Here is a 26771-nt window from a genome sequence, read left to right as displayed (position 1 = left end):
AGGAGATAGACATGTCCCAATATCAAGACGACATCAAGGCAGTGGCTGGCTTGAAGGAAAACCACGGCAGCGCGTGGAATGCCATCAGCCCCGAGTATGCGGCCCGCATGCGTGCCCAGAACAAGTTCAAGACCGGCCTGGACATCGCGAAGTACACCGCGAAGATCATGCGCGCCGACATGGCCGCGTACGATGCCGATCCGTCCAAGTACACGCAGTCGCTGGGTTGCTGGCACGGCTTCATCGGCCAGCAGAAGATGATCTCCATCAAGAAGCACTTCAACAGCACCGAACGCCGCTACCTGTACCTGTCGGGCTGGATGGTCGCCGCGCTGCGCTCGGAGTTCGGCCCGCTGCCCGACCAGTCGATGCACGAAAAGACCTCGGTCAGCGCGCTGATCCGCGAGCTTTACACGTTCCTGCGCCAGGCCGACGCCCGCGAGCTGGGCGGCCTGTTCCGCGAGCTGGATGCCGCGAAGGACGCGACTGCGAAGGCCGCGATCCAGCAAAAGATCGACAACCACGTCACGCACGTCGTGCCGATCATCGCCGACATCGACGCCGGCTTCGGCAACGCGGAAGCGACCTACCTTCTGGCCAAGCAGTTCATCGAAGCGGGCGCGTGCTGCATCCAGATCGAAAACCAGGTGTCGGACGAGAAGCAGTGCGGCCACCAGGACGGCAAGGTCACGGTGCCGCACGAGGATTTCCTCGCGAAGATCCGCGCGATCCGCTACGCGTTCCTGGAACTGGGCGTGGACGACGGCATCATCGTCGCGCGGACCGATTCGCTGGGCGCGGGCCTGACCAAGCAGATCGCCGTGACGAACACGCCGGGCGACCTGGGCGATCAATACAACGCGTTCCTCGATTGCGAAGAACTGTCGGCCGACCAGCTGGGCAACGGTGACGTCGTCATCAAGCGCGACGGCAAGCTGCTGCGTCCGAAGCGCCTGCCGAGCAACCTGTTCCAGTTCCGCGCCGGCACGGGCGAGGCGCGCTGCGTGCTCGACTGCATCACGTCGCTGCAGAATGGCGCCGACCTGCTGTGGATCGAAACCGAAAAACCGCATATCGCGCAGATCGGCGGCATGGTCAGCGAGATCCGCAAGGTGATCCCGAACGCGAAGCTGGTGTACAACAACAGCCCGTCGTTCAACTGGACGCTGAACTTCCGCCAGCAGGCCTACGATGCGATGAAGGCCGAGGGCAAGGACGTGTCGGCTTACGACCGTGCGCAGTTGATGAGCGTCGAATACGACGAAACCGAACTGGCCAAGCTCGCCGACGAGAAGATCCGCACGTTCCAGGCCGATGCATCGCGTGAAGCAGGCATCTTCCACCACCTGATCACGCTGCCGACGTACCACACGGCTGCGCTGTCGACCGATAACCTGGCCAAGGAATACTTCGGCGACCAGGGCATGCTCGGCTACGTGGCGGGCGTGCAGCGCAAGGAAATCCGTCAGGGCATCGCGTGCGTGAAGCACCAGAACATGTCAGGTTCGGACATCGGCGACGATCACAAGGAATACTTCAGCGGCGAAGCGGCGCTGAAGGCAGCGGGCAAGGACAACACGATGAACCAGTTCTGATCATCGTCAGATCCGCAGCACGACGCCAGCTCCTCGGGGCTGGCGTTTTTTTGTCTGCGCGATCGCCGTGCGTTATCCGTACATGGCCTTTACGACGTACTGCGTACTGGCTCGTCGACACCACGTCGATCGGTTCGAAATCGATGAAACGCCCGCGGCGGTTCATCATCTCGGCGCACATTGCGCTGGAATTTCTCGTCATTGCGAACGCTGTCGAACAGCGTGCGCACGTATTACCCCGGATTGCCGCGCGCACCGTTTTAAGCAGGGGCGTGCATCGGGTATTCGAACGGGATGTTTGTGTACACAACCTAATTCAGGGTTTGCCTGAGTAGCGAAAACGCTAACTCGCACGGCGCGGGTTCGCGTGGTTCGTGCGCACGGCCGGCAGGTTGAAATTGCCGTTCGTGCGAAACCCTTGCGGGGCGGTCGTCGCGCTCGTTTCGTCCCCAAAGCGCGCGGGACGACGCCGTAAAAAGCGCCTGTCTGCAACGCGCATGCCGGCACGTCGTCACAATTGTTTCTTGTTGCAACGCAACGCCTCGTCAATAACGGCGATGGTATGCTGGCCGGCATGGAGTTGTATGGCAGGTTGCTTGCATGGCGAAACTCGTGTTCGCACTTTCTAACGAGACTTCATCTTCTCTCGCCCGCATCGCGGCATCGACGCGCGCTCCGCTCGCGCGTCCCGTCCTGCGCGCCGCATCTTCCTGCGCTCCGCACGCATTCCCCATCTCGCGGGCTCGCCCCGCATCCCCATCCCCGCCCAATAATCTGGAGACATCCTCATGTCGCAAAACACTTTGGCCGAAGCGACACACGGCCCGCTGATCGCTCCGCCGGCCTTCGTCAAGCATCGCAAGCTGATCGACTGGGTCTCGCGCATCGCGGCGCTCACGGAGCCCGAGCGTGTCGTGTGGTGTGACGGATCGCAGGAAGAATACGACGCGCTGTGCCAGGCGATGGTCGACCAGGGCACGCTCACACGCCTGAACCCGACGAAGCGCCCGAACTCGTATCTCGCGCAATCCGATCCGTCGGACGTCGCGCGCGTCGAGGATCGCACGTTCATCTGCGCGGTGTCGCGCGATGACGTCGGCCCGACCAACAACTGGATCGAGCCGGCCGAAATGCGCGAGACGCTCAACGGGCTGTTCCGCGGCGCGATGCGCGGCCGCACACTGTACGTCGTGCCGTTCTCGATGGGCCCGCTCGGCTCGCCGATCGCGCACGTCGGCGTCGAGTTGTCCGACAGCCCGTACGTCGCGGTGAACATGCGGATCATGACGCGCATGGGGCGCGACGTGTACGACGTGCTCGGCGAGGACGGCGATTTCGTGCCGTGCGTGCACAGCGTCGGTCATCCGCTCGAAGCCGGCCAGCAGGACGTGCCGTGGCCGTGCAATCCGGTCAAGTACATCGTGCACTTTCCGGAAACGCGCGAGATCTGGAGCTTCGGCTCGGGCTACGGCGGCAACGCGCTGCTCGGCAAGAAGTGTTTCGCACTGCGCATCGCGTCGACGATGGGGCGCGATCAGGGCTGGCTCGCGGAACACATGCTGATCCTCGGCGTGACGTCGCCGGCCGGCAAGAAGTATCACGTCGCGGCCGCGTTCCCGTCCGCGTGCGGCAAGACCAACTTCGCGATGCTGATCCCGCCGCAGGGCTTCGACGGCTGGAAGGTCACGACGATCGGCGACGACATCGCGTGGCTGAAGCCCGGCCGCGACGGCCGCCTGTATGCGATCAATCCGGAAGCCGGTTTCTTCGGCGTGGCGCCGGGCACGGGCGTGAAGACCAACCCGAACGCGATCGCCACGCTGAAGGAAAACGTGATCTTCACGAACGTCGCGCTGACGGAAGACGGCGACGTGTGGTGGGAAGGGCTGACCGACACGCCGCCCGCGAAGCTGACCGACTGGCAGGGCAATCCGTGGACGCCCGAGATTGGCAAGGAAACCGGCCGCAAGGCCGCGCATCCGAACTCGCGCTTTACCGCGCCGGCCGCGCAGTGCCCGTCGATCGACGACGACTGGGAAAACCCGGCCGGCGTGCCGATCGACGCGTTCATCTTCGGCGGCCGCCGCTCGACGACCGTGCCGCTCGTGACCGAAGCGCGCGACTGGGTCGAAGGCGTGTACATGGCCGCGACGATGGGCTCCGAGACGACCGCGGCCGCGGTCGGCCAGCAGGGCGTCGTGCGCCGCGATCCGTTCGCGATGCTGCCGTTCTGCGGCTACAACGTCAGCGATTATTTCGCGCACTGGCTCACACTCGGCAAGCAGCTCGAAGCCGCCGGCGCGAAGCTGCCGAAGTTCTATTGCGTCAACTGGTTCCGCAAGGACGCGAACGGCAAGTTCGTGTGGCCGGGCTTCGGCGAGAACATGCGCGTGCTGAAGTGGATGCTCGATCGTCTCGAAGGCACGGGCGGTGGCGGCGAGCATGCGTTCGGCGTGTCGCCCGCGTATGAAGATCTGCACTGGGACGGCCTCGATTTCACGCGCGATCAGTTCGATGCGGTGACGTCGATGAACGCCGACGAATGGCGCGAGGAACTGAAGCTGCACGCGGCGCTGTTCGATACGTTGAAGCTGCGCTTGCCGGCTGAAATGACCGAGACGATGAAGAAGATCGAGCGGCGTATCGGCGGCTGACGAGCGGCATCGACGTCACCACCTGAAAGCGGCATGAACGCCCCGGGCCATCCATCGCATGGCCCGGGGCGTCGTCGTTTCTGGCGCTCGGCCGGGTGTCAGCCGAGATCGAGCGCGTTCGTCAAATCGCCCGGCGGCGTCGCGCCGCGCGCGGCGAACGCGTTGTTGCGCAGGACCACGCCGTCGAGCGGCGCGAGGCCGTGCACGCGGCTGATGAAGCGCAGGATCGAGTTCGTGTCGTACAGCGTGTGATCGACGAAGCCCTTTTTCGCGAACGGCGAGATCACGAGTGCGGGAATCCGCGAGCCGGGGCCCCAGCGATCGCCGACCGGCGGCGCGACGTGATCCCACCAGCCGCCGTTCTCGTCGTGCGTCATCACGATCACGGTGTTTTCCCATTGCGGGCCGCGCCGGATATGGTCGATCACGGTCGCGATGTGGCGGTCGCCCGATTCGATGTCCGCATAGCCCGCATGCATGTTCAGGTTGCCTTGCGGCTTGTAGAACGTGACGGCCGGCAGGCGGCCCGCGTCGATGTCGGCGATGAAGTGGTTGGTCGACGGCTCGTCGCCGAGCCCCGCGTCGCGCAGATGCTTGCGGCGCGCTTCGGTGCCCGGCGCGAAGTTCACGAAGTAGTTGAACGGCTGGTGGTGGTACTGGAAGTCGGGCACCATGCCCGTGTCGCGATGCTCGAGCGCATACTGCCATGCACCGCTGTACCACGCCCAGTCGACATTCTTTTCCGACAGGCGGTCGCCGATCGTCGCGTAGCCCTGCGGCGGCATCACGCGATGGTCGGCCGGATCCGCATACGCGGCGTTGCCCGGATCGGGCGGCGGCACGTAGCTCGGCTGGTACGGCGGCGCCATCGTGTTCACACCGTAGCCGTCCGGCGTCAGCGGGCCGTCGACCGCGAATTTCGGCGGACCGTCGAGCGCGGACGCGGGCGAATCGTCGGCGAGCTTCAGGCGCGTGCCGGCCGGGTCGTCGCCTTCGACCTTCGACAGCAGTTTCGCCGCATGCGGATGCTTGTGCGCGTCCGGATACAGTGGCGGCTGCGCGGAAATCAGGAACATGTGGTTCATCCACGAACCGCCGAAGGCCGCCATGAAGAAGTTGTCGCACAGCGTGTATTGCCGCGCGAGATTCCACAGTCGCAGCGTGTCGGCCGAATTGCGGTAATGGCCCATCACGAGGCCGCCCGAATCGGCCCACGCGGCGAACTGGTTGTTGCGGCCGCCCGCGATCTGCATCTGGTTCTGGTAGAAGCGATGCCACAGGTCGCGCGTGATCACGCCGTTCGGCAGCGGCTTGCCTTGCGCGTCCGAAATCCGGAACGGCGCATTCGGCAGCTTGTCGATGTCGCGCTCGGCGATCGCGTAGCGCTTGCCGTCCACTTCCTGCGCTTGCGGCACGAGCCCGCCCCAGATCTTCGGCAGCGCCGGCAGCGGCGTCTTGCCGTCGCGATCGAGCTGCTGCGCGTGTTCGGGCCGCACTTCGCTCAGTGGATACCGCACGCCCGGGAAATCGCCGTACAGGTTCGCGAAGCTGCGGTTTTCCGCATAGATCACGACGATGTGGCGCACGCGCTGGCGCAGCGCTTCGTCGATGCGCAGGTCGGCGGCCGAACGCGGCGCGTTGCCCGCGGTGGTTTCGCAGCCGCTGAGCGCGACACCGGCGCCGAGTGCGGCGAGGCCGCCGAGCACACGGCGGCGGTCGGGATCGGCGGGTAGGTCGTCGGGGCGATCGGGGGTGTCGTTCACGTCGTGGGCTCCTCGGATGGGCGGGTGGGCATTGTCGTTCGATGCGCGCCGGCGCCGCGCGGGCTGCCGCGACGCGGGACGGGATGAGACGGCCGGCCTCGCGCGCGGCGGCGCGAGGCGACTGTCACAAAAATGTCATGCACGCGACTATAACGCGGCAAGGGGGCGGATGAAAGCCGTTCGTCCGACGATTCGACGCTGCGCGGCGAGCGGCGCGACGCCCGCGCACGAACTAGACTGGAATCGAGGGCGGTGCGTCACGGCGTGCCGCCCGGGCGAGGATCGCCCGGCAATGCCGACGACGGTGTTGTCGAGGCGGCATCGATGCGACGAACGACGCGAGACGGCGAGGCGACGATGCGCGGATGCAAGTCGTTTTCGCATGGCGGCCGCGTACCGGTTGCGCGCGTACCGGTTGCGCGCGTGCCGGCGTGAGCGCACGCCGCGCAGCGGAGATGGCAGGCCCGATGCGATGGACAGGAAATTCGACTACCCGGGATTGCTGATCGCGGCGGGCTTCTTCGTGCTGTTCGCCGCGCAGTTGCTGATGCTGCACCCGACGTCGACGCCGATCGCGTACAGCGATTTCCACCGGCTCGTCGCCGCGCGGCTCGTCGACGATCTCGAGGTCGGCCCGGCGTCGATCTCGGGCGCGCTGAAGATGCCGCAGGCCGGCGCGATGCTGCCGGCGTCCGACGCGGCGGTCGTGCAGCAGGTTGGCGCGCCGTGGCGCTTCACGACCAGCCGCGTGACCGACGAACACCTGATCGACACGCTGACCGCCGCGGGCATCCGCTATCACGGCACGCCCGACACCGGCTGGATCGCGTCGCTCGCGTCGTGGCTGCTGCCGCTGATGCTGCTCGTGTTCGTGTTCGTGTGGAACATGATGCTGCGCAAGCGTGGCGGGCTGCAGGACTTCACCGGCATGGGCAAGAGCCGCGCGCGCGTGTACGTGCAGCAGGAGACCGGCATCACGTTCGATGACATCGCGGGCATCGACGAAGCGAAGGCCGAACTGCAGCAGCTCGTCGCGTTCCTGCGCAACCCCGATCGCTACCAGCGGCTCGGCGGCAAGATTCCGAAAGGCGTGCTCGTCGTCGGCGCGCCGGGCACGGGCAAGACGCTGCTCGCGCGCGCGGTGGCCGGCGAGGCGGCCGTGCCGTTCTTCTCGATCAGCGGCTCGGCGTTCGTCGAGATGTTCGTCGGCGTGGGCGCCGCGCGCGTGCGCGACCTGTTCGAGCAGGCGCAGCAGAAGGCGCCGTGCATCGTGTTCGTCGACGAGCTCGATGCGCTCGGCAAGGTGCGCGGCGTCGGCCCGATGTCGGGCAACGACGAGCGCGAACAGACGCTCAACCAGTTGCTGGTCGAGATGGATGGCTTCCAGGCCGGCTCCGGGGTGATCATCATGGCCGCGACGAACCGGCCCGAGATCCTCGATCCCGCGTTGCTGCGCCCGGGCCGTTTCGATCGTCACATCGCGATCGACCGGCCCGACGTAAACGGCCGCCGCCAGATCCTCGACGTGCACGTGAAGCGCGTGAAGCTCGCCGCCGACGTCGATCTCGGCGAGCTCGCGTCGCGCACGCCAGGCTTCGTCGGCGCCGATCTCGCGAACGTCGTCAACGAGGCCGCGCTGCATGCGGCCGAACTCGGCAAGCCGGCGGTCGCGATGGCGGACTTCGACGAGGCGATCGACCGCGCGCTGACGGGCCTCGAGCGCAAGAGCCGCGTGATGAACGAGCAGGAGAAGCTGACCATCGCGTATCACGAAGCCGGCCATGCGCTCGTCGCGGAAAGCCGCGCGCATTGCGATCCGGTGAAGAAGGTGTCGATCATTCCGCGCGGCGTCGCTGCACTCGGCTACACGCAGCAGGTGCCGACCGAGGATCGTTACGTCCTGCGCCGCAGCGAGCTGCTCGACCGGATCGATGCGCTGCTCGGCGGGCGCGTGGCGGAAGAACTCGTGTTCGGCGACGTGTCGACCGGTGCGCAGAACGACCTCGAACGCGCGACCGCGATGGCGCGCCACATGGTCATGCAGTACGGGATGAGCGAGAAGATCGGGCTCGCGACGTTCGACGACGGTGACGCGCGCCAGGGCCTGCCCGGCGCATGGCATGCGGGCGACGGCCGCTGCAGCGAGCACACCGCGCGGATGATCGACGACGAGGTGCGCACGCTGCTGGCCGATGCACATGCGCGCGTCGCGGCGACGCTCGGCGAACGTCGCGACGCGCTCGAACGCATCGCGCGACGGCTGCTGCAATGCGAGGTGCTCGAACGCGACGCGCTGCAGGCGCTGATCGACGCGCGCATCGAACCGTCGTTGGCCGCGTCGGCCTCGTCGGGCGACGACGCCGGTGCGCGCGGCGGCGCGATCGAAACGGAGCAGGCGTCCACCGTCGAGCGCGATTTCGTCGCGTACGGACGGTCGCACGAATCCGATCGCTGAAGCCGCTGCGTGGACCGGCGCGCGCCGATATTCCGACGTCGCACGCTTTCTTTATGGTCTTTCTTTATGGTCCTTCCCACCACGACGTCGCGCTGAGCGACGCGCACGTATCAGTCGAACGGCGGCGCGCTCGAATGCATGACGACGGGGCGTAGGCGCGCGTCAGCGCGTCAGGATTCGGTCGCGGCCGCGACTTCGGCCGCTTCGGTGAGCGCTTCGAGAAAGCGCGTGCGCCACCAGTGCACGTCGGTCTTGCGCATGATCGCCATCAGCGCCGCGTGACGCTGGCGGCGCTCTTCGAGCGGCATCGTGAGCGCGCGCTGGATGGCCTGCGCGGTGCCTTGCGTGTCGTACGGATTGACGAGCAGCGCGGCCTTCAATTGCTCGGCCGCGCCCGCGAAGCGCGACAGCACGAGCACGCCCGGATCGGCCGCGTCCTGCGCGGCGAGGAACTCTTTCGCGACGAGGTTCATCCCGTCGCGCAGCGGCGTGACGAGGGCGACCCGGCTCGCGCGGTAGAGGCCCGGCAGGCGCTTGCGCGCGACGGTGCGGTGAATGTAGCGCATCGGCATCCATTCGAGCTCGCCGTAGTCGCCGTTGATCGCGCCGCACAGGCTGTCCATCTCGCGCCGCAGGTCGTCGTACGCGCCGAGATCCTCGCGGCTCGGCGCGGCGATCTGGATCAGCGTCGCACGGTCGCGGTTCTCCGGATACTGTTCGAGCAGCTCGCGGAACGCATGCACGCGCTGCGGCAGCCCTTTCGTGTAATCGAGCCGGTCGACGCCGACCAGCAACTGACGGCGCGAATACTCGTCGCGCATGCGTTCGAACATGTCGAGGCCGTCGCGATCGCGCGCGAGCGATTCGAACTCGTCGACGTTGATGCCGATCGGGAACGCGCCGGCCGACAACGTACGGCCGAACGCGCGCAGCCGGCCGTCCGGCAGCCGCGCCGCACCGGCTTCCGCTTCGACGTAATGCTCGAAGTGGAGCAGATCCGATTCGGTCTGGAAGCCGACGAGGTCGTACGCGAACAGCGAGCGCATCAGCCATTCGTGTTCCGGGATCGCGGCCATGATCGGCGGCGGCGGCATCGGAATGTGCAGGAAGAAGCCGATCGGATTCGTGCAGCCCATCGCGCGCAGCTCGGCCGCGAGCGGAATCAGCTGATAGTCGTGGACCCAGATGACGTCGTCGGGCCGCAGCAGCGTGCGCAGCTTGCGCGCGAACAGCTGGTTCACGCGCCGGTAGCCGTCGGCGAAGCGCCGGTCGAACTGCGCGAGATCGAGCCGGTAGTGAAACACCGGCCACAGCACGTTGTTCGAGTAGCCGAGATAGTAAGCGTCGTAGTCCTGCGGATCGAGATCGACCGTCGCGAGCTGAATGCCGCCGACGTTCTGGATCTGCACGTCGTCGCCATGCGTGGGGCGATCGTCGCCGCCGCGTAGCTTGCCGCTCCAGCCGAACCAGACGCCGCCGGTTTCCTGCAGGCTGTCCTTCACGGCGACGGCAAGCCCGCCGGCCGCGGCTTTACGGGGATCTGCAATGCGATTGGATACGACGACGAGTCGGCTCACCAGCTCTCCTGACGATTGTTGGGGAAAGGTTCGTGCGGCCAGGGCGCGACAGGCATACGCCGCCATCGGCGCGCGGTGCGCGATACGACGGGGCCGCATGGCGATCGGACGGGAGTCAGGGGCACGCGATTCGCCGTCCGGTCGAAAAGTGCTTTTTTAGGATACTCGTCATTCGTGCGTTTTAAAAGTCCGGGTCGACAAACGGCGCGCGCGAACCTGTCGCGCGGTATCCCATGACGGCGGTGCGGCAACGGGCGATGCCCGAGCGGGACCGAAATTTGCTGCACGCTGTGACGCAGTGGGCACAAGGCTGTGCGGCGAGCGGCGCGAATGACGCGCGATCGTACCGACGCATGCGCATGCGTGCATGACGGCATGCGCATCGTCGTCTCCGTCGCGTATGCCGTCACGCGGAAGCCGGTCGGCGGTCGCCAGTGGCGCATGTCGGCTTCGTGCGCGTGCAGCCAGTTCGGATTCGCATCGGTAAGCGGCCCGCGGCGGGCGCCGCGAGCCGTACCGCGGTTAGAACGTCGTGCGCAATCCGGCCATCACGCTGCGTCCGCCTTGCGGTGCAAAGCCGCGCACGACCGACGTCGAGTAGCGGATCTCCTGATTCGTCAGGTTGTCGCCGCGCAGGTACGCGAGCCAGTGCGTCGGGCCGACGCGGAACTTATACGTCAGCATCACGCCGAGCGACGTGTAGCCGTCCGTCGAGAAGTCGTCGTCGGGCACCCGATGCTGCGACCACGCGTGCGTGACCTGCGCACGCGCACCGAACGGGCCGTAACCGTAGTCGGCCGCGAGCGTCGCGCGCAGCGGTGCGATGCGCGGCAGCGGCTGGCCCGTGTCGACGTTGCGCGCGTGCGTGTAGTCGGCCGTCAGTTCGAGATCGACTGTGTGGCCGCGCCGCGCGAACGCGCGCCATTTGCCGTCCAGCTCGATGCCGTAGAACTCGGCGCGCACGCCGCGATAGATCGCCTCGTTGAGCGAGCCGTCGGCGCCCGGCGCGACGGGCGCGCCGTCGTCGTCCACCACGCGGCCGGTGTTGTATTCGGTCAGGTAGTTCGAGAAGCGGTTGTAGAACACGCCGACGCTGCCGCGGTTCGGCCCGCTCGCATAGCGCAGCGACAGGTCGGTCGACACGGCTTTTTCCTTCGACGCGTTCGGGTTGCCGATCAGGAACTGGCCGGTCGCATCGTGCGGGCCGTTCGAATACAGCTCGTAGAAGGTCGGCGCGCGTTCGGTGTACGCGACGTTCGCGGCGACGGACCAAACCGGCGTCAGCGAGAACAGCGCGCCGGCCGACAGGCTGCCCGCATTGAAGTCGCGCGGCTGCGCGCCCGCGAATTTCTCGATGCCGGCCGGATCGGGATCGACCTTCACGTGCTCGAAGCGGCCGCCTAGGCTCAGCTTCAGCGCGGGGACGACCTGCCATTCCTCGAGGCCGAACAGCGCGACGCTGTTGGTGCGCGTGGACGGCACGAGCATTTCGTCGCCGAGCGCCGAGAACGTGTTCTGGCCGAACTGCACGCCGATCGCGCCTTCGAACGGGCCGATCTTGCGATGGCGCGCCTCGATGCGCGCCTCGTAGCCGCGGTTGCGGAAGGTGGTCGCCGTCTCGCCGTTGTCGACTTCCTTGTGGCGATAGTCGGTGTACGCGAAATCGAATTTCAGCTTCGTGAACGGCCCGCTCAGGTTGCGCACCTCGGACGCGAACGCGAGGCGTTCCTGGCGCATCCGCAGCCGCACGTCGCTTTCCGCGACGGAGCCGTAGTTCGATTCGTAGCCGCTGTACGAGAGACCGGCGAAGCCGTCCGCCCACGTGTACGACGCGCCGACCGCGCCGCCGTGCACGCGCCCGTCGCTGTTCGGTACGTTGCCTTCCGGCTGCGGCGTGTCGGGGCCGTCGATCGCGCGTTGCTGGCTGCTGCGCGCGTAGCCGGGAATCCGCAGCTTGCTCGTTTCGCGGTCGAACGCGTCGACGTGGAACGCGAAGCGGCCGTTGCCGCCTTCGACTTGCGCGGCGCCCGCGCGCACCGAATTCGCGCCGCCGTAGCGCGCGTCGAGCGCGCCGGTCACGCCTTCGATCGCTTCGCGCGGAATCCGGTTGTCGATCGTGTTGACCACGCCGCCCACCGCGTTGCCGCCGTACAGCAGCGCGGCCGGGCCGCGCACGATCTCGACGCGCTCGATCGACAGCGGATCCTCGGGCACCGCATGGTCGTACGACAGCGACGACGCGTCATACGCCGCGACGCCGTTCTGCAGCAGCCGGATCCGGTCGCCGTCCATCCCGCGGATGATCGGACGGCCGACCATCGGCCCGTAGGTGGTGGTCGACACGCCGGGCAGCCCGTTGAGCGTTTCGCCGAGCGAATCGGCCTGGCGGCGCGTCAGCGCCTCGCCGGAAAGCTGGACGGTCGGCGCGATCAGTTCGGTGTCGCCGAGCGGGTTCGCGGTCACGAAGATCGGCGCGAGCGGCGCGGCGGCAGGCGTATGGGTGCCGGCCGCGGCGGGCACGTCGGTCTGCGCGTGAGCAGCGGCGGCGAACAGGATCAACGACAGGGACGAGAGCGGGCGAAGCGGTAAGCGAGGAAGGTCGCGCATGGTCGGTGAATCGGTTGGAATCGGATCGGATAACGAGCGATGCGGGTCACCGCTGGATACGATATATTGTTGCGTCATTGACGCGCAATGACCCGCTGGAACATGGCTCGGCGAGGCCCGGCCACCTGGGTTGAAACGGCGTCAGGCGGACGAGCACGCAAAATGATATGTTATATCATTTCAAATTCCAAGCTGAATGGCGGGACTCCGTCGGGTTTCTGTCGGATCGGTGAAATGGTCGCGTGAGCGGCGGGGCAGCGTGCGGCCGCCGGCTCGGGCTGTCGCGTCGACCGTCGCATCGTTCCGATGCGTTGACGCGTATCAACGTGCTCCGATACCGAAACCGGATACTGGTTTGCTCATCGACCAGACAGGAGCAACGCATGACCCAGACCATGAAAGCGGCCGTGGTACACGCGTTCGGCGAGCCGTTGCGCATCGAGGAAGTTCCGATTCCCGCACCGGGGCCGGGCCAGATTCTCGTCAACATCAAGGCGTCGGGCGTCTGCCATACCGATCTGCACGCGGCCGACGGCGACTGGCCCGTCAAGCCGTCGCTGCCGTTCATCCCGGGCCACGAAGGCGTCGGGATCGTCGCGGCGGTCGGCGCGGGCGTCACGCACGTGCGCGAGGGCGATCGCGTCGGCGTGCCGTGGCTCTACACGGCCTGCGGCCATTGCGAGTACTGCAGCACGGGCTGGGAAACGCTGTGCCATGGCCAGCAGAACACCGGCTATTCGGTGAACGGCAGCTACGCGGAATACGTGCTGGCCGATCCCGATTACGTCGGCCAGTTGCCCGCGCAGGTCGCGTTCGACGAGATCGCGCCGATCCTGTGCGCGGGCGTCACGGTCTACAAGGGCATTCGCGTCACCGACACGCGGCCGGGCCAGTGGCTCGCGATCTCCGGCATCGGCGGTCTGGGGCACGTGGCCGTCCAATATGCGCGTGCGATGGGCCTGCACGTCGCGGCCATCGACATCTCGCCCGACAAGCTCGCGCTGGCGCGGCAACTGGGCGCGCACCTGACGATCGATGCGTCGGTCGACGACCCCGCGAAAGTGATCCAGAAGGAAATCGGCGGCGCGCACGGCGTGCTCGTCACGGCCGTGTCGCGCAGCGCGTTCGCGCAGGCGCTCGGGATGGTCCGTCGCGGCAGCACGGTCGCGCTCAACGGCTTGCCGCCGGGCGATTTCCCGTTGCCGATCTTCTCGACCGTGCTGAACGGCATCACCGTGCGCGGGTCGATCGTCGGCACGCGGCGCGATCTGCAGGAGTCGCTCGATTTCGCGGCGGACGGCCTGGTGCGCGCGCACATCCATCGCGACCGGCTCGCCAACATCAACGACATCTTCGCGAAGCTGCGGGAAGGGAAGGTCGACGGCCGCATCGTGCTGACGGACATGCATTGATGCGGTGAACAGGCGCACGCCGCCGCGCGACGGATGGCGTCGCGGCGGCGGCGTGACGGTCATCCTCGTATCACGGCGCGAAGAATACGTCGGTGCGGTTCGTCAGGTTGCCTGCATTGGTCTGGACGAAGAACGGATGGAACGACGACGACGGGCGAACGTCGAGCCCCTGATAGTCGCCGATGAAGAACCCTTCGGCGTTGGGCGCGAGCTTCATGTCGAACGGGCCGCCGACGCGCCGCTCGTCGGCGAACGTGGCGCCGGCGTCGTGCGAGATCTTGCGCCAGAAGCCGGTCGGCAGCGTCGTCGTGTTGCCGGCCTGCAGGTCGCGGAAGTCGTAGTACGTGACCATCACCGCCCCCGTGTTGTCGACGCGCACCGACGGATTGAACGCGGGGCGCCCGGTCGGCGTGTTCACCTGTTGCGGCGCGCTCCAGGTCGCGCCGCCGTCCTTCGAGGTCGATAGCGCGATCTCGTCGTACGTGCCGCCGTTGAAGCGGCTGTCCTGCCACGCGACGTAGAGCTGGCCCGATGCCGGGTCGATCGCCGGCTCCGGAATGATGTCGCCGGTGCGCACGGGTTCGCCGGTGTTCGGATCCGTGACGCCGACCGTCTGCAGCCCCGCGATGATCCGCGGCTTGGTCCACGTCGCGCCGTCGTCGGTCGACTTGACGAACGCGACCTTGCCGGCCGCCTTGTTGAACGGCGGCTGGATCAGGTCGAAGAAATCGTAGAGCGTGCCGCTCTTCGGATCGACGACGATCTGGTTGCCGATCGTCTGCTGGCGCGACGGCACGTCGACGATGACCTTCGCGGCGCTCCACGTCTTGCCGCCGTCGGTCGTCTTCGAGAACAGCGTCGGCCCGCGGTACGCCGCCGTGTGCAGGTTCGCGTACGGATTGCCGTTCGGCAGCTCGAGGCGGTCCCATACCGCATACGCGGTGCCGGCCTTCACCGGGTTGGCGGTCACCGATTCCTTGTCGTTGAAGAACTGCGTCGTCGGTTCGTCGTTCGCGATCAGCACGGCCGGGCTGCTCCATGTCTGGCCGCCGTCGGTCGACACCGACGCGCCGACCGCGTTGGCGTTGTTCGACTGGTTGAACGAGATCGATACCGAATACGCGGTGCCGTCCGGCCCGAACGAGACCCACGGATCGGACGCGCGCTCGTACTTGAGCCCGCCCGGCGCGCAGGCGCTGAACGGCTGCGGCGTGCGCGCCCACGTTGCGCCCGCATCGAACGTGTAGCCGGCGACGAGCCCGTGGGCGCCGCCGTTCGACCAGCGGTCCTGCTGCCACACGCCGATCATGTTGTTCGGGTTCGCCGGGTTGACCGCGAGCCACGGTTCGACTTCTGCATTCACGTAGTTGGTGCCCGGGCCGCCGATGGTGCACGCGGCGAACGGGCTCGGGCCGGACACGACGACGGGGTCGGCGTGCGCGGCGGCAGCGGCGGCCAGCGCCATCGCGGCGGACAGGCGGGTGACAAGCGGATGGGACACGATCATGCGTCGCATGGACGACTCCTCGGTGAGGTGCGGGGGCGATGGCGGGGCACGACGAGGCAATGCGAACCGAAGCGCGGCCGATCGTGCCGCGCACGTCGTGACGTCCGGTTCAGCGTGCCGCTTCAGTCATCGCAATCCGCGTGCGCTGGATGCCGCCAGCGCTTCGGTTAAGACTCCTCTTCGTTTTCAATGCTTGTCGGGTGTGTCTGCGATGTCGACCCGACGGGAACGCCAGTCAGGGCATGCGACGAATGTGTCGAAGTGGATTGCAATGTAGGCGATTCGAATGTCGCGCGACAGGCGGTTTTTTGTAACAGGACGTAGCCGGAAAGCGTTGCCGGAAGCGGGTGGCCGGCATGCAAGATTTGCCGTTGCGGCGGCATGAAAATCGAATCGAAAACGCGAATCGCAATCGCTTGCGATGGATGCCGGCGCGAGCCGGTCGCCAGCGCGATGCGCTGCTCAGCGCTCTGCCGGAAACCGTTCCTGCAACGCGTGCAGCCAGCGCGCGACGACGTCGAGTTCGTCGTCGGAGAACCCGTCGCACAGCTTGCCGTTGAGTTCGCGCAGCAGCACGCGCGCACGCTTGAGCGCCGCGTGGCCTGCGTCGGTCAGATAGAGCCGCGTTGCGCGGCCGTCGTCCGAATCGGCGTGACGCGTGATGAGGCCGGCCTTCGCCATCCGGTCGGCGAGCCCCGTCATCGCGGACGGCGCGAGCTGCAGCGCGGCGCCAACTTCGCCGATCAGTGCGCCGTCCTGCTTCGCGAGGCAGAACAGCGCGCCGGCCTGCGCGGCGCTCGCGCGCGTGTCGGTTTCGGCGTTGCGGTCGATCCAGCGCTGCACGCGCCGCTGGCCGATGTTCAACATGAAAAACAGTCGTCGGTCTTCGCTCAAGCTGGGTTCCCGGCTGCAATGGAAAGGGACGGACGGCTCGCGCTGCGCGGCGTGTCGATTGCCTGCGCGAGCCAGTCGGCGACGTCGGGCCACAGCACGGCGCCGGGCCGGCTGCGAAAGAAGCCCATGTGCCCGACCGGGCCGCTGCCCGCCGCGCGCGGATCGATCTGACGGCGTTCGACCTTCGCGCGGGCCAGATAGCTTACCAGCAGGCCGATCGCGGCCGGGTTCGCCCACGGATCGTCGTCGAAGCCGAGCGCGAGGATCGGCAACTGCTGCTTCGAGAAGCGCTCGGCCGCGCCGAGCGTCGGATCGTCGAAGAAGTAGCGCGGCAGCGTCGTCCAGCGGCTCCATTCGCGGAACACGCCGGCCGGTAGATCCTCGCCGAGCCCGAGCCGCTTGCCGGGTACGTAGCCGAGCAGCGCGGACATCAGCGGGCCGAGCACGCGCAGGATGAGCCGGACCTTCACGCGTTCGGCCGCCTGCGCGATCAGCCGCGTGCTGCCCGCATGCGCGGCGACCAGCACGGCCGCGCGCAGATGCGGCGTCGCGCCGGACAGCCCGATCGCATGTCCGCCGACGCTATGGCCGACCGCCAGCAGCGGCAGCCCTTCGTAGGCGTGCCGGGCCCATGCGGTCGCGGCGCCCACGTCCAGCTCCATCCAGTCGCGCATGCGGGCCCGAAGCGCGCCCAGCCGCGCGGGCCGCGATGCGCCGATGCCGCGATAGTCGTAGGTCAGCGCCGCGAAACCGCGCTCGGTCAGGAAGCGTGCGAAGCCCGCATACAGCCGCTCGGGCACGGCCGTTGCCGGATGGATCAGGACCAGCGCGCGCGGCGTCGCGTCCGGCGACCACAGCGTGCCGTGCAGCACATAGCCGTCGGCCGCGGAAAACTCGATGGGTTGGGAGGTCATGGCCATCCTCGATCGGGCAGTTATTTCGTATGCGAAATATAGTTCATGATTTATTTCGTGTGCGAAATATATATCGAGGAATCGTTCGAAATTCACGAAGCGGCGGCCGGCGGCGAGCCCCGCTCATGGACGAATGCTTCATAAAACATTCGCATCTTTACATAGAAGAATATTGCGTTTGTGTCATGAAGTGGATCGACGTATCTTCACCGGTTCCATCCGTCTCGCCGGCGGTTTCGCACGGCGGACGAAACGGACAAAAGGGCGCCGCGGTCGCGCGGCTGCCCGCCAACCTTCCGGGAGATCATGTTGTTGAGCCGAATCGTCACGGCGCTCTTGCTGGCGCTCGCCGCGCAGCCGGGCATCGCCAAAGACACCGTCACGCTGCGCGTCGGTGAACAGAACTACTTCAACATCCAGGCGTCGATGGAAGCGTCCGGCGTGCTGAAGGACCTGCCTTACACGATCGAGTGGAAGCACTTCCAGGCCGCCGCGCCGGTGGCCGAAAGCCTGAACGGCAACGCGATCGACATCGGCTTCCTCGGCGATTCCGCGCTGCTCACGCTGGCCGCGCGCGGCGCGCCGGTCAAGGTCGTCGCGGTGTCGCGGCAGAGCCTCGACGGCGTCGCGATCCTCGTGCCGAAGAACTCGCCGGTGCGCACCGTGGCCGACCTGCAGGGCAAGACCATCGCGGTTTGGCGCGGCGCCTGGAGCCAGCAGCTCGTGCTGCGCGCGCTCGAACATGCGGGCCTGCGCGCCGATTCGGTGAAGTACGCGTACCTGATGCCGATCGACGCGACCAACGCGCTCGCGAACGGTTCGGTCGATGCGGTATCGCTGTGGGAACCGTTCGTCAGCACGCTCGCGTTGCGGCAGGGCGCGCGGCCCGTGACGACCGCGCAGGGGCTGATGCCCGCGCTGAGCTTCGTCGCCGCGAACGAGCAGGCCGCGTCGGGCAAGCGCGCCGAGATCACCGATTTCCTGCGGCGCGTGGTGGCCGCGCGCCAGTGGGTCGACAGTCATCCGCGCGAGTACGCGGACCTGTGGGCGAAACGCGCGAATCTCGAACCCGACGTCGCGTATCGCTGGCTCAACAATGCCAAACAGCGCGTCGGCCCGGTCGACGAAACGGCCGCGAAGGATGCGCAGAACACGGCCGACTTCCTGCACAAGTCCGGCGTGATTCCGGCCGCGTACGACACGTCGAAGCTGCTCGACCGCTCGTATGCGGGTGCGTTCGCGCAGAAGACGGCAGCCGCGCAGTGACCGTGCGGCCCGCTTCACGATTCCCGCGATTTCCGCGATTCCCGATCGACATACCCAAGGACACCCCGACATGCCAGTCGACATCATCGGCATGATCACCGCGACACCCGGCGCGGAGGTCGACGTACCGGGCGGCGCGGCCGTCCAGCCCGACTACGTGCGCCGCTTCGCGCAGGCGCACGAGGCGGCCGGCTTCGACCAGATCCTGGTCGGCCATTTCAGCAACGCGGCGGACGGCTTCATCGTCGCGTCGTTCGCGGCCGCCGCGACCGAACGCATCCGGCTGCTGCTCGCGCACCGGCCGGGCGTGATCGTGCCGTCGGCCGCCGCGCGGCAGATCGCGACGCTCGACGTGTTCAGCGGTGGCAGGCTCGCGCTGAACGTGGTGTCCGGCGGCGACGATGCGGATCTGCAGCGCGACGGCGATTTCGTGCCGCACGATGCGCGCTATCGCCGCACCGGCGAATATCTCGACGTGCTGAAACAGATCTGGCGGGCCGATGCGCCGGTCGATCACGACGGCGCGTTCTATCGGCTGCGCGGCGCGTCGCCGGTCGTGAAGGGCGCGCAGCGGCCGCACGTGCCGATCTATTTCGGCGGCTCGTCGCCGGCCGCGCTCGCGGTCGCCGGTGAGCATGCGGACGTCTACATGACGTGGGGCGAGCCGCTCGACGCGGTGCGCGAGCAGATCGCGCGCGTGCGTGCCGCTGCCGCGCCGTTCGGGCGGGCGCCGCGCATCAGCGTGTCGTTTCGGCCGATCATCGCCGATACCGAGGCAGCCGCGTGGGAAAAGGCCGAGGCGATCCGCGAGCGCGTGCGCGCGGCGCGGATCGCGAACGGCCAGCCGATCGCGGGTCACGCGCCGCAGAATGCGGGCTCGCAGCGGCTGATGGCGGCCGCCGCGCAGGGCGACGTGGTCGACGAGCGGCTGTGGATGGGCGTCGCGAACCTGACCGGCGCGCGCTGGAATTCGACCGCGCTGGTCGGCACGCCCGAGCAGGTCGCGCGGGCGCTGGGCGCGTATTATCGGCTCGGCGTATCGACGTTCCTGATTCGCGGTTTCGATCCGCTCGACGATGCGCTGGCTTACGGGCGCGAGCTGATTCCGGCGATTCATGCGCATGTCGCGGAACTGGACCGGTATCGGGACGCGGTGTCGGCGTAGGCGAACAAGCAGTGAGTCGAATCGCCCCGGCATCGCCGTCACGGCATGCCGGGGCGAGTGCATTGAACGCTCAAAACGACGGCAACCCCGGCGGATTGGTCTCCGCCCGCGCGATCGCCTCGCTCTGCAACCCCCAGCGCGCGAGTGCCTGTCCGTAGCGGCCGTTGCCGATCAGCGCATTGGTCGCGAGCGTCAGCGCGGGCGCGAGCCCGCTGCCGCGACGCGTCGCGATCGCCACATCCGCATTCGCCGGCCAGCCGGCATTGACGACGCCGACACGGCGAATTTTGCCGCTGCGCGCGGCCTCGTACGCGAGCGACGCGTTCGGGTTCAGCTCCGCATCCGCGCGGCCCGACAGCAGCGCGACGCGCGCGGTCGCATCGTCGTCGAAATAGAGCAGCTCGGCCGGCTTCAGCCCCTGCGCGACGTTGCGCTTGCTCCATTCGAACAGGATGCGCTCCTGGCTCGTGCCGGCGCCGGTGATGATCCTCAAACCCGCGACGTCCTTCGGCTCCGCGATCTTCGCGATCGGGCTGGCGGTGCGCACGTAGAAGCCGTGCAGCCCGAGCCGGTAGGTCGTGAAATCGTATTTCTCCTTGCGCTTCTCGGTCACGCCGACGTTCGAGATCACCGCGTCGTACTTGCCGGACGTCAGCCCGAGCGGCCAGTCGGCCCACGCGATCGGCACCAGCACGAGCGTGCGGCCGAGCGCGTCGGCGACGAGCTGCGCATAGTCGGGATCGGCGCCGACCACGGTGCGCGCGTCGGTCGCATAGGTCGACACCGGCGGTGCATGCGGCGAGATCGCGACCGTGAACGCACCGTCGCGTACCCAGCGATAGCCGCTTGCCGCGCGGATGGCCGCGTCGTCCGCGCCGGCGCGCGGGCGGCCGGCCTGGCGCGGGTCCAGGTCGGCGGTGGCGGCCGCCGCGCGCGCCGCATGCCACGGCAGGCCCGATGCCGCGACCAGCGCGGCCGTGATGAATCGGCGTCGATCGGTCATCGCGCGGCACCTCGCAGGTGGGAAGCGGCGCGCATCACAGCACCCGCGACAGGAACGCACGGGTGCGCGAATGCGACGGCGCGTCGAGCACGACGGCGGGCGGCCCGGCCTCGACGATGCGCCCGCGTTCCATGAACAGCACGTTGTCCGCGACTTCGCGTGCGAAGCCGATCTCGTGCGTGACGATCACGAGCGTCGTGCCCGAGCGCGCGAGTTCCTTGATCACGTCGAGCACTTCGTTGACGAGTTCGGGATCGAGCGCCGACGTCGGTTCGTCGAACAGCAGCACCTTCGGTCGCAACGCGAGCGCCCGCGCGATCGCGACGCGTTGCTGCTGGCCGCCGGACAACTGGCGCGGGTACGCATCGGCCTTATCCGCGAGGCCGACCCGCGCGAGCAGCGTACGCGCCGTGTGCTCGGCTGCGTCGTGCGTCACGCCCGCGACGGCGACCGGCGCTTCGACCAGGTTCTCGAGCACCGTCAGGTGCGGGAACAGGTTGAAGTTCTGAAACACCATGCCGACGGCCGTGCGCCGCTTCAGTACGTCGCGTTCGTTCAATTCGTGCAGCACGTCGCCGTCGCGGCGATAGCCGATCAGTTCGCCGTCGATGTCGATGAAACCGTCGTCGACGCGTTCGAGATGGTTGATCGTGCGCAGCAGCGTCGACTTGCCGGAGCCCGACGGCCCGACGATCACGGTCACGCTGCCGCGCGGCGCGACGAACGATACGTTGTCGAGCACGCGCTGCATGCCGAACTGCTTCGACACGCCATGCACGGCCACTTCGCCGCCGGTGCGCGACACGGCCGCCGCGGTATCGGCGCGGCGCTCGTCGACATGCGCGCTCGATACCGCACGACGCGACGCGACACGCCGCCACAGCCCGCCGATCCGCGCGAGCGCGAACGTGACCACGGACGGCGGCGGATTGCGCAGCGCGCCGCGCGCATAGTGCCGCTCGACCTGCACCTGGATCGCGGACAGCGCGGTCAGGATGATCAGGTACCAGACGGTCGCGACCATCAGCAGCGGAATCACTTCGAGGTTGCGGCGGTAGATCACCTGCACCGTGTAGAACAGCTCCGGCATCGCGAGCACGTACACCATCGACGTGCCTTTCGCGAGCGAGATCAGATCGTTGAACGCAGTCGGCAGGATCGCGCGCATCGCCTGCGGCAGCACGATCCGCGACGTCTGCCGGCCGCGCGGCAGCCCGAGCGCGGCGGCGGCTTCGAGCTGCCCCTGGTCGACCGCGAGAATGCCGCCGCGGATCACTTCCGCGGAAAACGCCGCGTGGTTCAGCGTGAGGCCGAGCACGGCCGCGAGGAACGGGCTGATCAGATCGGTGGTCGGCGTGTCGAACCACACGATGTCGGTGAACGGCACGCCGAGCCGCACATGCTCGTACAGGTAGCCGAGGTTGTTCAGGATCAGCAGCAGCACGATCAGCGGAATCGAGCGGAACAGCCACACGAAGGTCCAGGCGCTGGCGGACAGCAGGCGCGAACGCGACAGCCGGGCCAGCGCGACGAACGCGCCGAGCACGAAGCCGAACACCGCGCCGAGCAGCGTCAGCACCAGCGTGCGCGCGAGCCCCGACAGCACCGGCGGCGACAGGAACCATTCGGCGAACACAGGCCAGCCCCACTGCGGATTGCCGAGGATCGAATGCAGCGTGATTGCGATCAGCACGAGCGCGAGCACGGTGCCGGCCGTGCGCGACCGGTGGCGCGCGGGCACGATCCGCACATGCGTGCCGGGCTCGCGTGTGCCGGGGGAAGAGAGCGGCGGCAGCGCGCCGCCGAGGTGGGTCGTGTCGCTCATGTCGTGGGAATCCTCGAATCGATCGATCGGGCAGGTGCACCGCGCCGCGCACGGGCGGCGCGGCGGCGTCAAGCGTGCGCTTCGGCGGCCGCTTCCTGTGCGGCGCCAGGCGTCGCGTAGCGGCTCGCCTTGCGCGGCAGACCGAGGTGGTCGCGCAGCGTGGCGCCGGGCAGGTCGCGGCTGTAGCGGCCGCGCGCCTCGAGCACCGGAATCACGAGCTCGATGAAATCGTCGACGCCCTGCGCCTGCACCGGAAAACCGAGGATGAAGCCGTCGCCGGCGCCCGCGTCGTGCCAGCGGATCAGTTCGTCGGCGACGTGCTCGGCCGTGCCGATGAAGTTCGGGCGCGGCGTCGCGACCGCGAGCGCCGTCTCGCGCAGCGTCAGGCCTTTCTGTTTCGCATCGGCCTTGATGCGGTCGGTGGTCGAGCGGAAGCTGTTGCGGCCGAGCTCGCCGAGTTCCGGGAACGGCGCGTCGAGCGCGTACTGCGTGAAATCGTGGTGATCGAAATAGCGGCCGAGGTACGCGAGCGCTTCGTCGATGGTCAGCAGGTCGCGGATCGCCTGGTACTTGTCCTCCGCTTCGGCGGCCGTGCGGCCGACGATCGGCCCGACGCCCGGGAAGATCTTCACGTCGTCGGCCTGCCGCCCGTGCTCGATGGCGCTCTGTTTCACGCGCCGCGTGAACGCGGCCGTTTCGTCGATCGACGGCGAATGCGTGAACACGGCATCCGCGTATTTGCCCGCGAGGCCGATGCCGGTATCGGACGAGCCGGCCTGGAAGATCACCGGCTGCCCCTGCGGCGAGCGCTGGATGTTCAGCGGGCCCGCGACCTGGAAGAAGCGGCCGTGGTGATCGAGCGTATGCAGCTTGTCGCGGTCGAAGAAGCGGCCGGTCGCGCGATCGCGCACGAATGCATCGTCGTCCCAGCTGTCCCACAGACCCTGCACGACGTCGAGATATTCGTCGGCGATCTCGTAGCGCAGTTCGTGATCCGGGTGCGCCTTGCCGTAATTCTTCGCAGTGCCTTCGAGCGGCGTCGTCACGACGTTCCAGCCCGCGCGCCCGCCGCTGATCGCGTCGAGCGACGCGAGCTGGCGCGCGACCGTGAACGGTTCGCTGTACGACGTCGAAATCGTGCCCGCGAGCCCGATCTTCTTCGTCGCGACCGCGAGCGCCGACAGCACGGTCAGCGGCTCGAAGCGGTTCAGGAAGTGCGGGATCGATTTCTCGTTGATGTAGAGGCCGTCCGCGACGAACGCGAACGCGACGCCGGCGGCTTCCGCCTTGCGCGCGACGCCGATCGCGAAGTCGAGGTTGATGCTTGCGTCGGGCGGATTGCTCGGATGCCGCCACGCATTCATGTGGCTGCCTGCGCCTTGCAGCATCAGGCCGAAAGGGATCGATCGTCGGGTCGTCATGATGAGAGCGTCACGCGTTCTGGTCAGGGGAGAGGGAGCGGTCGGCCGCGAAGGCCGCCTGCAACGGCGTGGTGGACAACGCGCCGCCGAGCCATTCGGCCGACGCGAGCCGCGCCGCATAGTCGGATACCGGCGAATCGATCACGAACGCGTCGACGTCGAGCCGCCGGCTCAGTGCGTCGAGCGCACGATGCACGCGCTCGGGCGTATCGGCCAGCACCGTCGGGCGCAACTCGTCGATCCGGTAGTCGGACGCGCCGCTTTGCCGCGCGAATTCCGCGGCGGCCTGCGCGCTGCCGAGATTGAAGCTCTGGCCGCCCGCGAACTGCAGCTTGAAGATCTTCAGCGGCCCGATCAGCCGCTCGGCCTCGTCGCGCGTCGGCGCGGCGACCGCGTACAGCGCGACGAGCGGCTTCTCGCCGCCCGCGCTGCGGTACGCGTCGAGCGAGCGTTCGAGATTCGCGTCGTCGCCGTTGAAATGGCCCGCGTAGCAGAAGCGCCAGCCGTTGCGCGCGGCGAGCGCGCCGCTATCCGGCGAGCCGCCGAGCAGGAGGCGTTCGGGCAACTGCGGCGGCACCGGCATCGCGACCGCGCCAGCGAGCGGATGATCTTCTGCCACGCCCCAGCCGAGAAACGCGTCGAGCTCCGCGAGCTGCCCCGCGAAATCGGGCTTGCGCGTCTTGTCGTGGAACCACTGCAGCGCGCGTGTGGTCAGCGGCAGCCCCCCGGGCGCCTTGCCGATGCCGAGATCGACGCGGCCCGGCGCGAGCGCGGCCAGCAGCTTGAACGTCTCGGCGACCTTGAACGGGCTGTAGTGCTGCAGCATCACGCCGCCCGAGCCGATGCGGATGCGCGACGTGTGCGCGAGCAGGTGCGCGACGACGATCTCCGGCGCCGAGCTCGCGAACCCCGGCGTGCCGTGATGCTCGGCGACCCAGAAGCGTTCGTAGCCGAGCTGTTCGGCGCGTTGCGCGAGCGTCGTGGTGAAGCGCAGCGCATCGGCGGCGTTCGCGCCGTCGGCGATCGGACTCTTGTCCAGCAACGAAAGCGAATAAGACATGGTGAGCGGCGTTCCTGCGTGAGCGTGGATGGACGGTTGCGGGCGCTCAGCTTTTCGGCAACCCGGGCGGATTCGTGCGCGACTGGTCGATCGCTTCGGACGCGAGGTTCCAGCGGTCGAGCACCTGCTGATAGCGGCCATTCTTGATCAGCCCGTTCAGCGCGACGGTCAGCGGATCGGCGAGGCCGCTGCCGCGACGCGTCGCGATCGCGATGTCGGCCGTGCGCGGCCAGCCGCCGCTGATCGCGCCGACGAGCCGCGTCTTGCCTTGCTGCGCGCTTTGATACGCGAGCACCGAGTTCACGCTGAACACCACGTCGGCCCGGCCCGACTGCACGGCGACGATGCGCATCGCCTGGTCGTCGTAGTACTGGATCTGCACGGGTTTCAGCCCGTGCGCGACGTTGTCGCGGTCCCACGCGAGCAGGATCTTTTCCTGGTTGGTGCCGGCGTCGGTCACGACGCGCAGCCCCGCGACGTCCTTCGGCTCGCGGATCGACTGGATCTTGCTGTCGTTGCGCACGTAGAAGCCGACCTGATCCTTGCGGTAGGTCGAGAAATCGAACTTCTGCTTGCGTTCCTCGGTGACGGTCACGTTCGAGATCACCGCGTCGACTTTCCCGGATTCGAGCGCGAGCGGCCAGTCGGCCCACGCGAGCGCGACGATCTTCAGCTTGCGGCCGAGGCTGTCGGACACGAGCTGGCCGACGTCGGCATCGAAGCCGATCACCGTGCGTGCGTCGGTCGCATACGAACTGATCGGCGGCAGGCTCGGCGCGATGCCGATCGTCAGCGTGCCGGGCTCGGCGAACTTGAACGACGCGGGTACCGCGCGCTCGACCGCCGCATCGGCCGCGCCACGCGGGCGGCCGCGCTGCTCGGGGCTCAGGTCGAAGGTCGCGGCGGCCGCGGCCATCGCGGCGGCGAAGGCGCTCAGGCCGATCAGCGCGGCGGCCAGCGTGCGCACGGCACGGGATGAAAGCGGTACGGCTCGATGCATGAAAACGTCCTGTCGTGGAAGCGGGGAATCGTTGAAAGCGGAACGGGTGCCGTGCGATCAGCGCGGCAGTGCCGCTTCGGGCACGGGCGCCCACAGGTCGGCCAGCGTCGACGTGCGCGACGGATCGACGAGATCCTTGCCGAAACGCAGGTGGAAATACGCTTCGGGATCGATCGACGCATCGAACAGCCGGGTGTAGCCGGTGCGGTCGTACAGCGCCCACGCTTCGGGCTGGCGAAAGCCGGTCGTCAGGTAGAGACGGCGATAACCCTGCTGTGTGGCGCGCAGTTCGAGCGCTTCGACGATGCGCCGCGCGAGGCCCTGGCGGCGCAGGTCGATGCGCGTCCAGATGCGTTTCAGTTCGGCGGTCTGCGCGTCGTAGCGCTTGAACGCGCCGCCGCCGATCGTCTCGCCGTCGCGCAGCAACAGCACGAACGCGCCTTCGGGCGGCGCGAACAGTTCGGCCGGGTAGCGCGCGAGTTCGTCGCGGGCCGACGCGCGGCTGTCGGGGCGGTATGCGTCGTAACGGGTCGAATACTCGTCGATCAGTGCGTCGATCAGCGGCTGCGCGCGGACGTCGAGCGGCGTCGTGTCGATGATGCGGTCGTTCGTGGCCATGGGCATCGCGAAGGGCGCGCGATGCGGACGTTCCT

General features: G+C 67.8%; 18 protein-coding genes. 6 read left to right on the top strand and 12 right to left on the bottom strand.

Going from position 1 to position 26771, the window contains the following annotated elements; all coding sequences use genetic code 11:
• Positions 1-11 precede the first annotated feature (11 nt).
• Positions 12-1595 (top strand): isocitrate lyase, encoded by a 1584-nt coding sequence (locus tag GJG85_RS19000; RefSeq protein ID WP_050014091.1) that lies wholly within the window; start codon positions 12-14, stop codon positions 1593-1595.
• Between the two features lie 788 nt (positions 1596-2383).
• On the top strand, positions 2384-4249 hold the full coding sequence (locus tag GJG85_RS18995; protein ID WP_204384272.1) for a phosphoenolpyruvate carboxykinase (GTP): 1866 nt from the start codon (positions 2384-2386) through the stop codon (positions 4247-4249).
• A 98-nt stretch (positions 4250-4347) separates the two neighbouring features.
• Here GJG85_RS18995 and GJG85_RS18990 read toward each other — a convergent pair whose 3' ends face one another.
• Positions 4348-6012: an acid phosphatase gene (locus GJG85_RS18990; protein WP_050014089.1), complete on the bottom strand. Its 1665-nt coding sequence runs from the start codon at positions 6010-6012 to the stop codon at positions 4348-4350.
• A 472-nt stretch (positions 6013-6484) separates the two neighbouring features.
• Between GJG85_RS18990 and ftsH the strand changes: the two genes are divergently transcribed.
• A complete protein-coding gene (gene ftsH / locus GJG85_RS18985; protein ID WP_204384270.1) occupies positions 6485-8467 on the top strand; it encodes an ATP-dependent zinc metalloprotease FtsH in 1983 nt (660 codons plus the stop codon).
• 170 nt (positions 8468-8637) lie between these two features.
• Here the strand turns inward: ftsH and otsA are convergent, their stop codons facing one another.
• Both otsA and GJG85_RS18975 read right to left on the bottom strand, forming a co-directional pair.
• Positions 8638-10044 (bottom strand): alpha,alpha-trehalose-phosphate synthase (UDP-forming), encoded by a 1407-nt coding sequence (gene otsA, locus GJG85_RS18980; protein WP_089489390.1) that lies wholly within the window; start codon positions 10042-10044, stop codon positions 8638-8640.
• Positions 10045-10566: 522 nt separating this feature from the next.
• Entirely contained in the window at positions 10567-12651 is a 2085-nt protein-coding gene (locus GJG85_RS18975) for a TonB-dependent receptor (protein ID WP_089489389.1), read from the bottom strand.
• A 383-nt stretch (positions 12652-13034) separates the two neighbouring features.
• On the opposite strand from GJG85_RS18975, the gene adhP reads away from it, so the two are divergent.
• Positions 13035-14063 (top strand): alcohol dehydrogenase AdhP, encoded by a 1029-nt coding sequence (gene adhP, locus GJG85_RS18970; protein WP_089489388.1) that lies wholly within the window; start codon positions 13035-13037, stop codon positions 14061-14063.
• Between the two features lie 70 nt (positions 14064-14133).
• Here the strand turns inward: adhP and GJG85_RS18965 are convergent, their stop codons facing one another.
• From GJG85_RS18965 to GJG85_RS18955, 3 genes are all read right to left on the bottom strand, one after another.
• Positions 14134-15579 (bottom strand): exo-alpha-sialidase, encoded by a 1446-nt coding sequence (locus GJG85_RS18965; protein ID WP_050014085.1) that lies wholly within the window; start codon positions 15577-15579, stop codon positions 14134-14136.
• A gap of 453 nt (positions 15580-16032) precedes the next feature.
• Positions 16033-16464 carry a MarR family transcriptional regulator gene (locus tag GJG85_RS18960; protein WP_050014084.1) on the bottom strand — a complete coding sequence of 144 codons (432 nt, stop codon included), beginning with the start codon at positions 16462-16464 and terminating at the stop codon, positions 16033-16035.
• Positions 16461-17378 (bottom strand): alpha/beta hydrolase, encoded by a 918-nt coding sequence (locus GJG85_RS18955; RefSeq protein WP_050014083.1) that lies wholly within the window; start codon positions 17376-17378, stop codon positions 16461-16463. The genes GJG85_RS18960 and GJG85_RS18955 overlap by 4 nt, the downstream gene beginning before the upstream one ends.
• A 306-nt stretch (positions 17379-17684) precedes the next feature.
• Here GJG85_RS18955 and GJG85_RS18950 point away from each other — a divergent pair, with 306 nt between their 5' ends.
• Complete coding sequence (locus tag GJG85_RS18950) at positions 17685-18644, top strand: ABC transporter substrate-binding protein (RefSeq protein WP_050014082.1); 960 nt, start codon at positions 17685-17687, stop codon at positions 18642-18644.
• Positions 18645-18714: 70 nt separating this feature from the next.
• Positions 18715-19809 carry an LLM class flavin-dependent oxidoreductase gene (locus GJG85_RS18945; protein WP_050014081.1) on the top strand — a complete coding sequence of 365 codons (1095 nt, stop codon included), beginning with the start codon at positions 18715-18717 and terminating at the stop codon, positions 19807-19809.
• 70 nt (positions 19810-19879) lie between these two features.
• Here GJG85_RS18945 and GJG85_RS18940 read toward each other — a convergent pair whose 3' ends face one another.
• From GJG85_RS18940 to GJG85_RS18915, 6 genes are all read right to left on the bottom strand, one after another.
• Positions 19880-20812, bottom strand: a complete 933-nt coding sequence (locus tag GJG85_RS18940) for an ABC transporter substrate-binding protein (RefSeq protein ID WP_204384268.1) — start codon at positions 20810-20812, stop codon at positions 19880-19882.
• 34 nt (positions 20813-20846) lie between these two features.
• Positions 20847-22637, bottom strand: coding sequence for an amino acid ABC transporter permease/ATP-binding protein (locus tag GJG85_RS18935; protein WP_080334267.1), 1791 nt, complete (start codon positions 22635-22637; stop codon positions 20847-20849).
• 68 nt (positions 22638-22705) lie between these two features.
• Complete coding sequence (locus tag GJG85_RS18930; RefSeq protein ID WP_050014079.1) at positions 22706-24058, bottom strand: LLM class flavin-dependent oxidoreductase; 1353 nt, start codon at positions 24056-24058, stop codon at positions 22706-22708.
• A gap of 10 nt (positions 24059-24068) precedes the next feature.
• On the bottom strand, positions 24069-25118 hold the full coding sequence (locus GJG85_RS18925; RefSeq protein ID WP_050014078.1) for an LLM class flavin-dependent oxidoreductase: 1050 nt from the start codon (positions 25116-25118) through the stop codon (positions 24069-24071).
• A 46-nt stretch (positions 25119-25164) separates the two neighbouring features.
• Positions 25165-26118: an ABC transporter substrate-binding protein gene (locus GJG85_RS18920; protein ID WP_050014077.1), complete on the bottom strand. Its 954-nt coding sequence runs from the start codon at positions 26116-26118 to the stop codon at positions 25165-25167.
• Positions 26119-26175: 57 nt separating this feature from the next.
• The gene (locus GJG85_RS18915; RefSeq protein WP_050014076.1) at positions 26176-26736 is read right to left on the bottom strand and encodes a GNAT family N-acetyltransferase; all 561 of its coding nucleotides are present in this window, start codon (positions 26734-26736) and stop codon (positions 26176-26178) included.
• Positions 26737-26771 lie beyond the last annotated feature (35 nt).

The organism is Burkholderia sp. MS389 (assembly GCF_016899425.1).
Classification (GTDB): Bacteria; Pseudomonadota; Gammaproteobacteria; order Burkholderiales; family Burkholderiaceae; genus Burkholderia; species Burkholderia sola.
The sequence above is the reverse complement of the archived record's forward strand: the minus strand, read 5'-3'. Positions and strand labels throughout refer to the sequence as shown.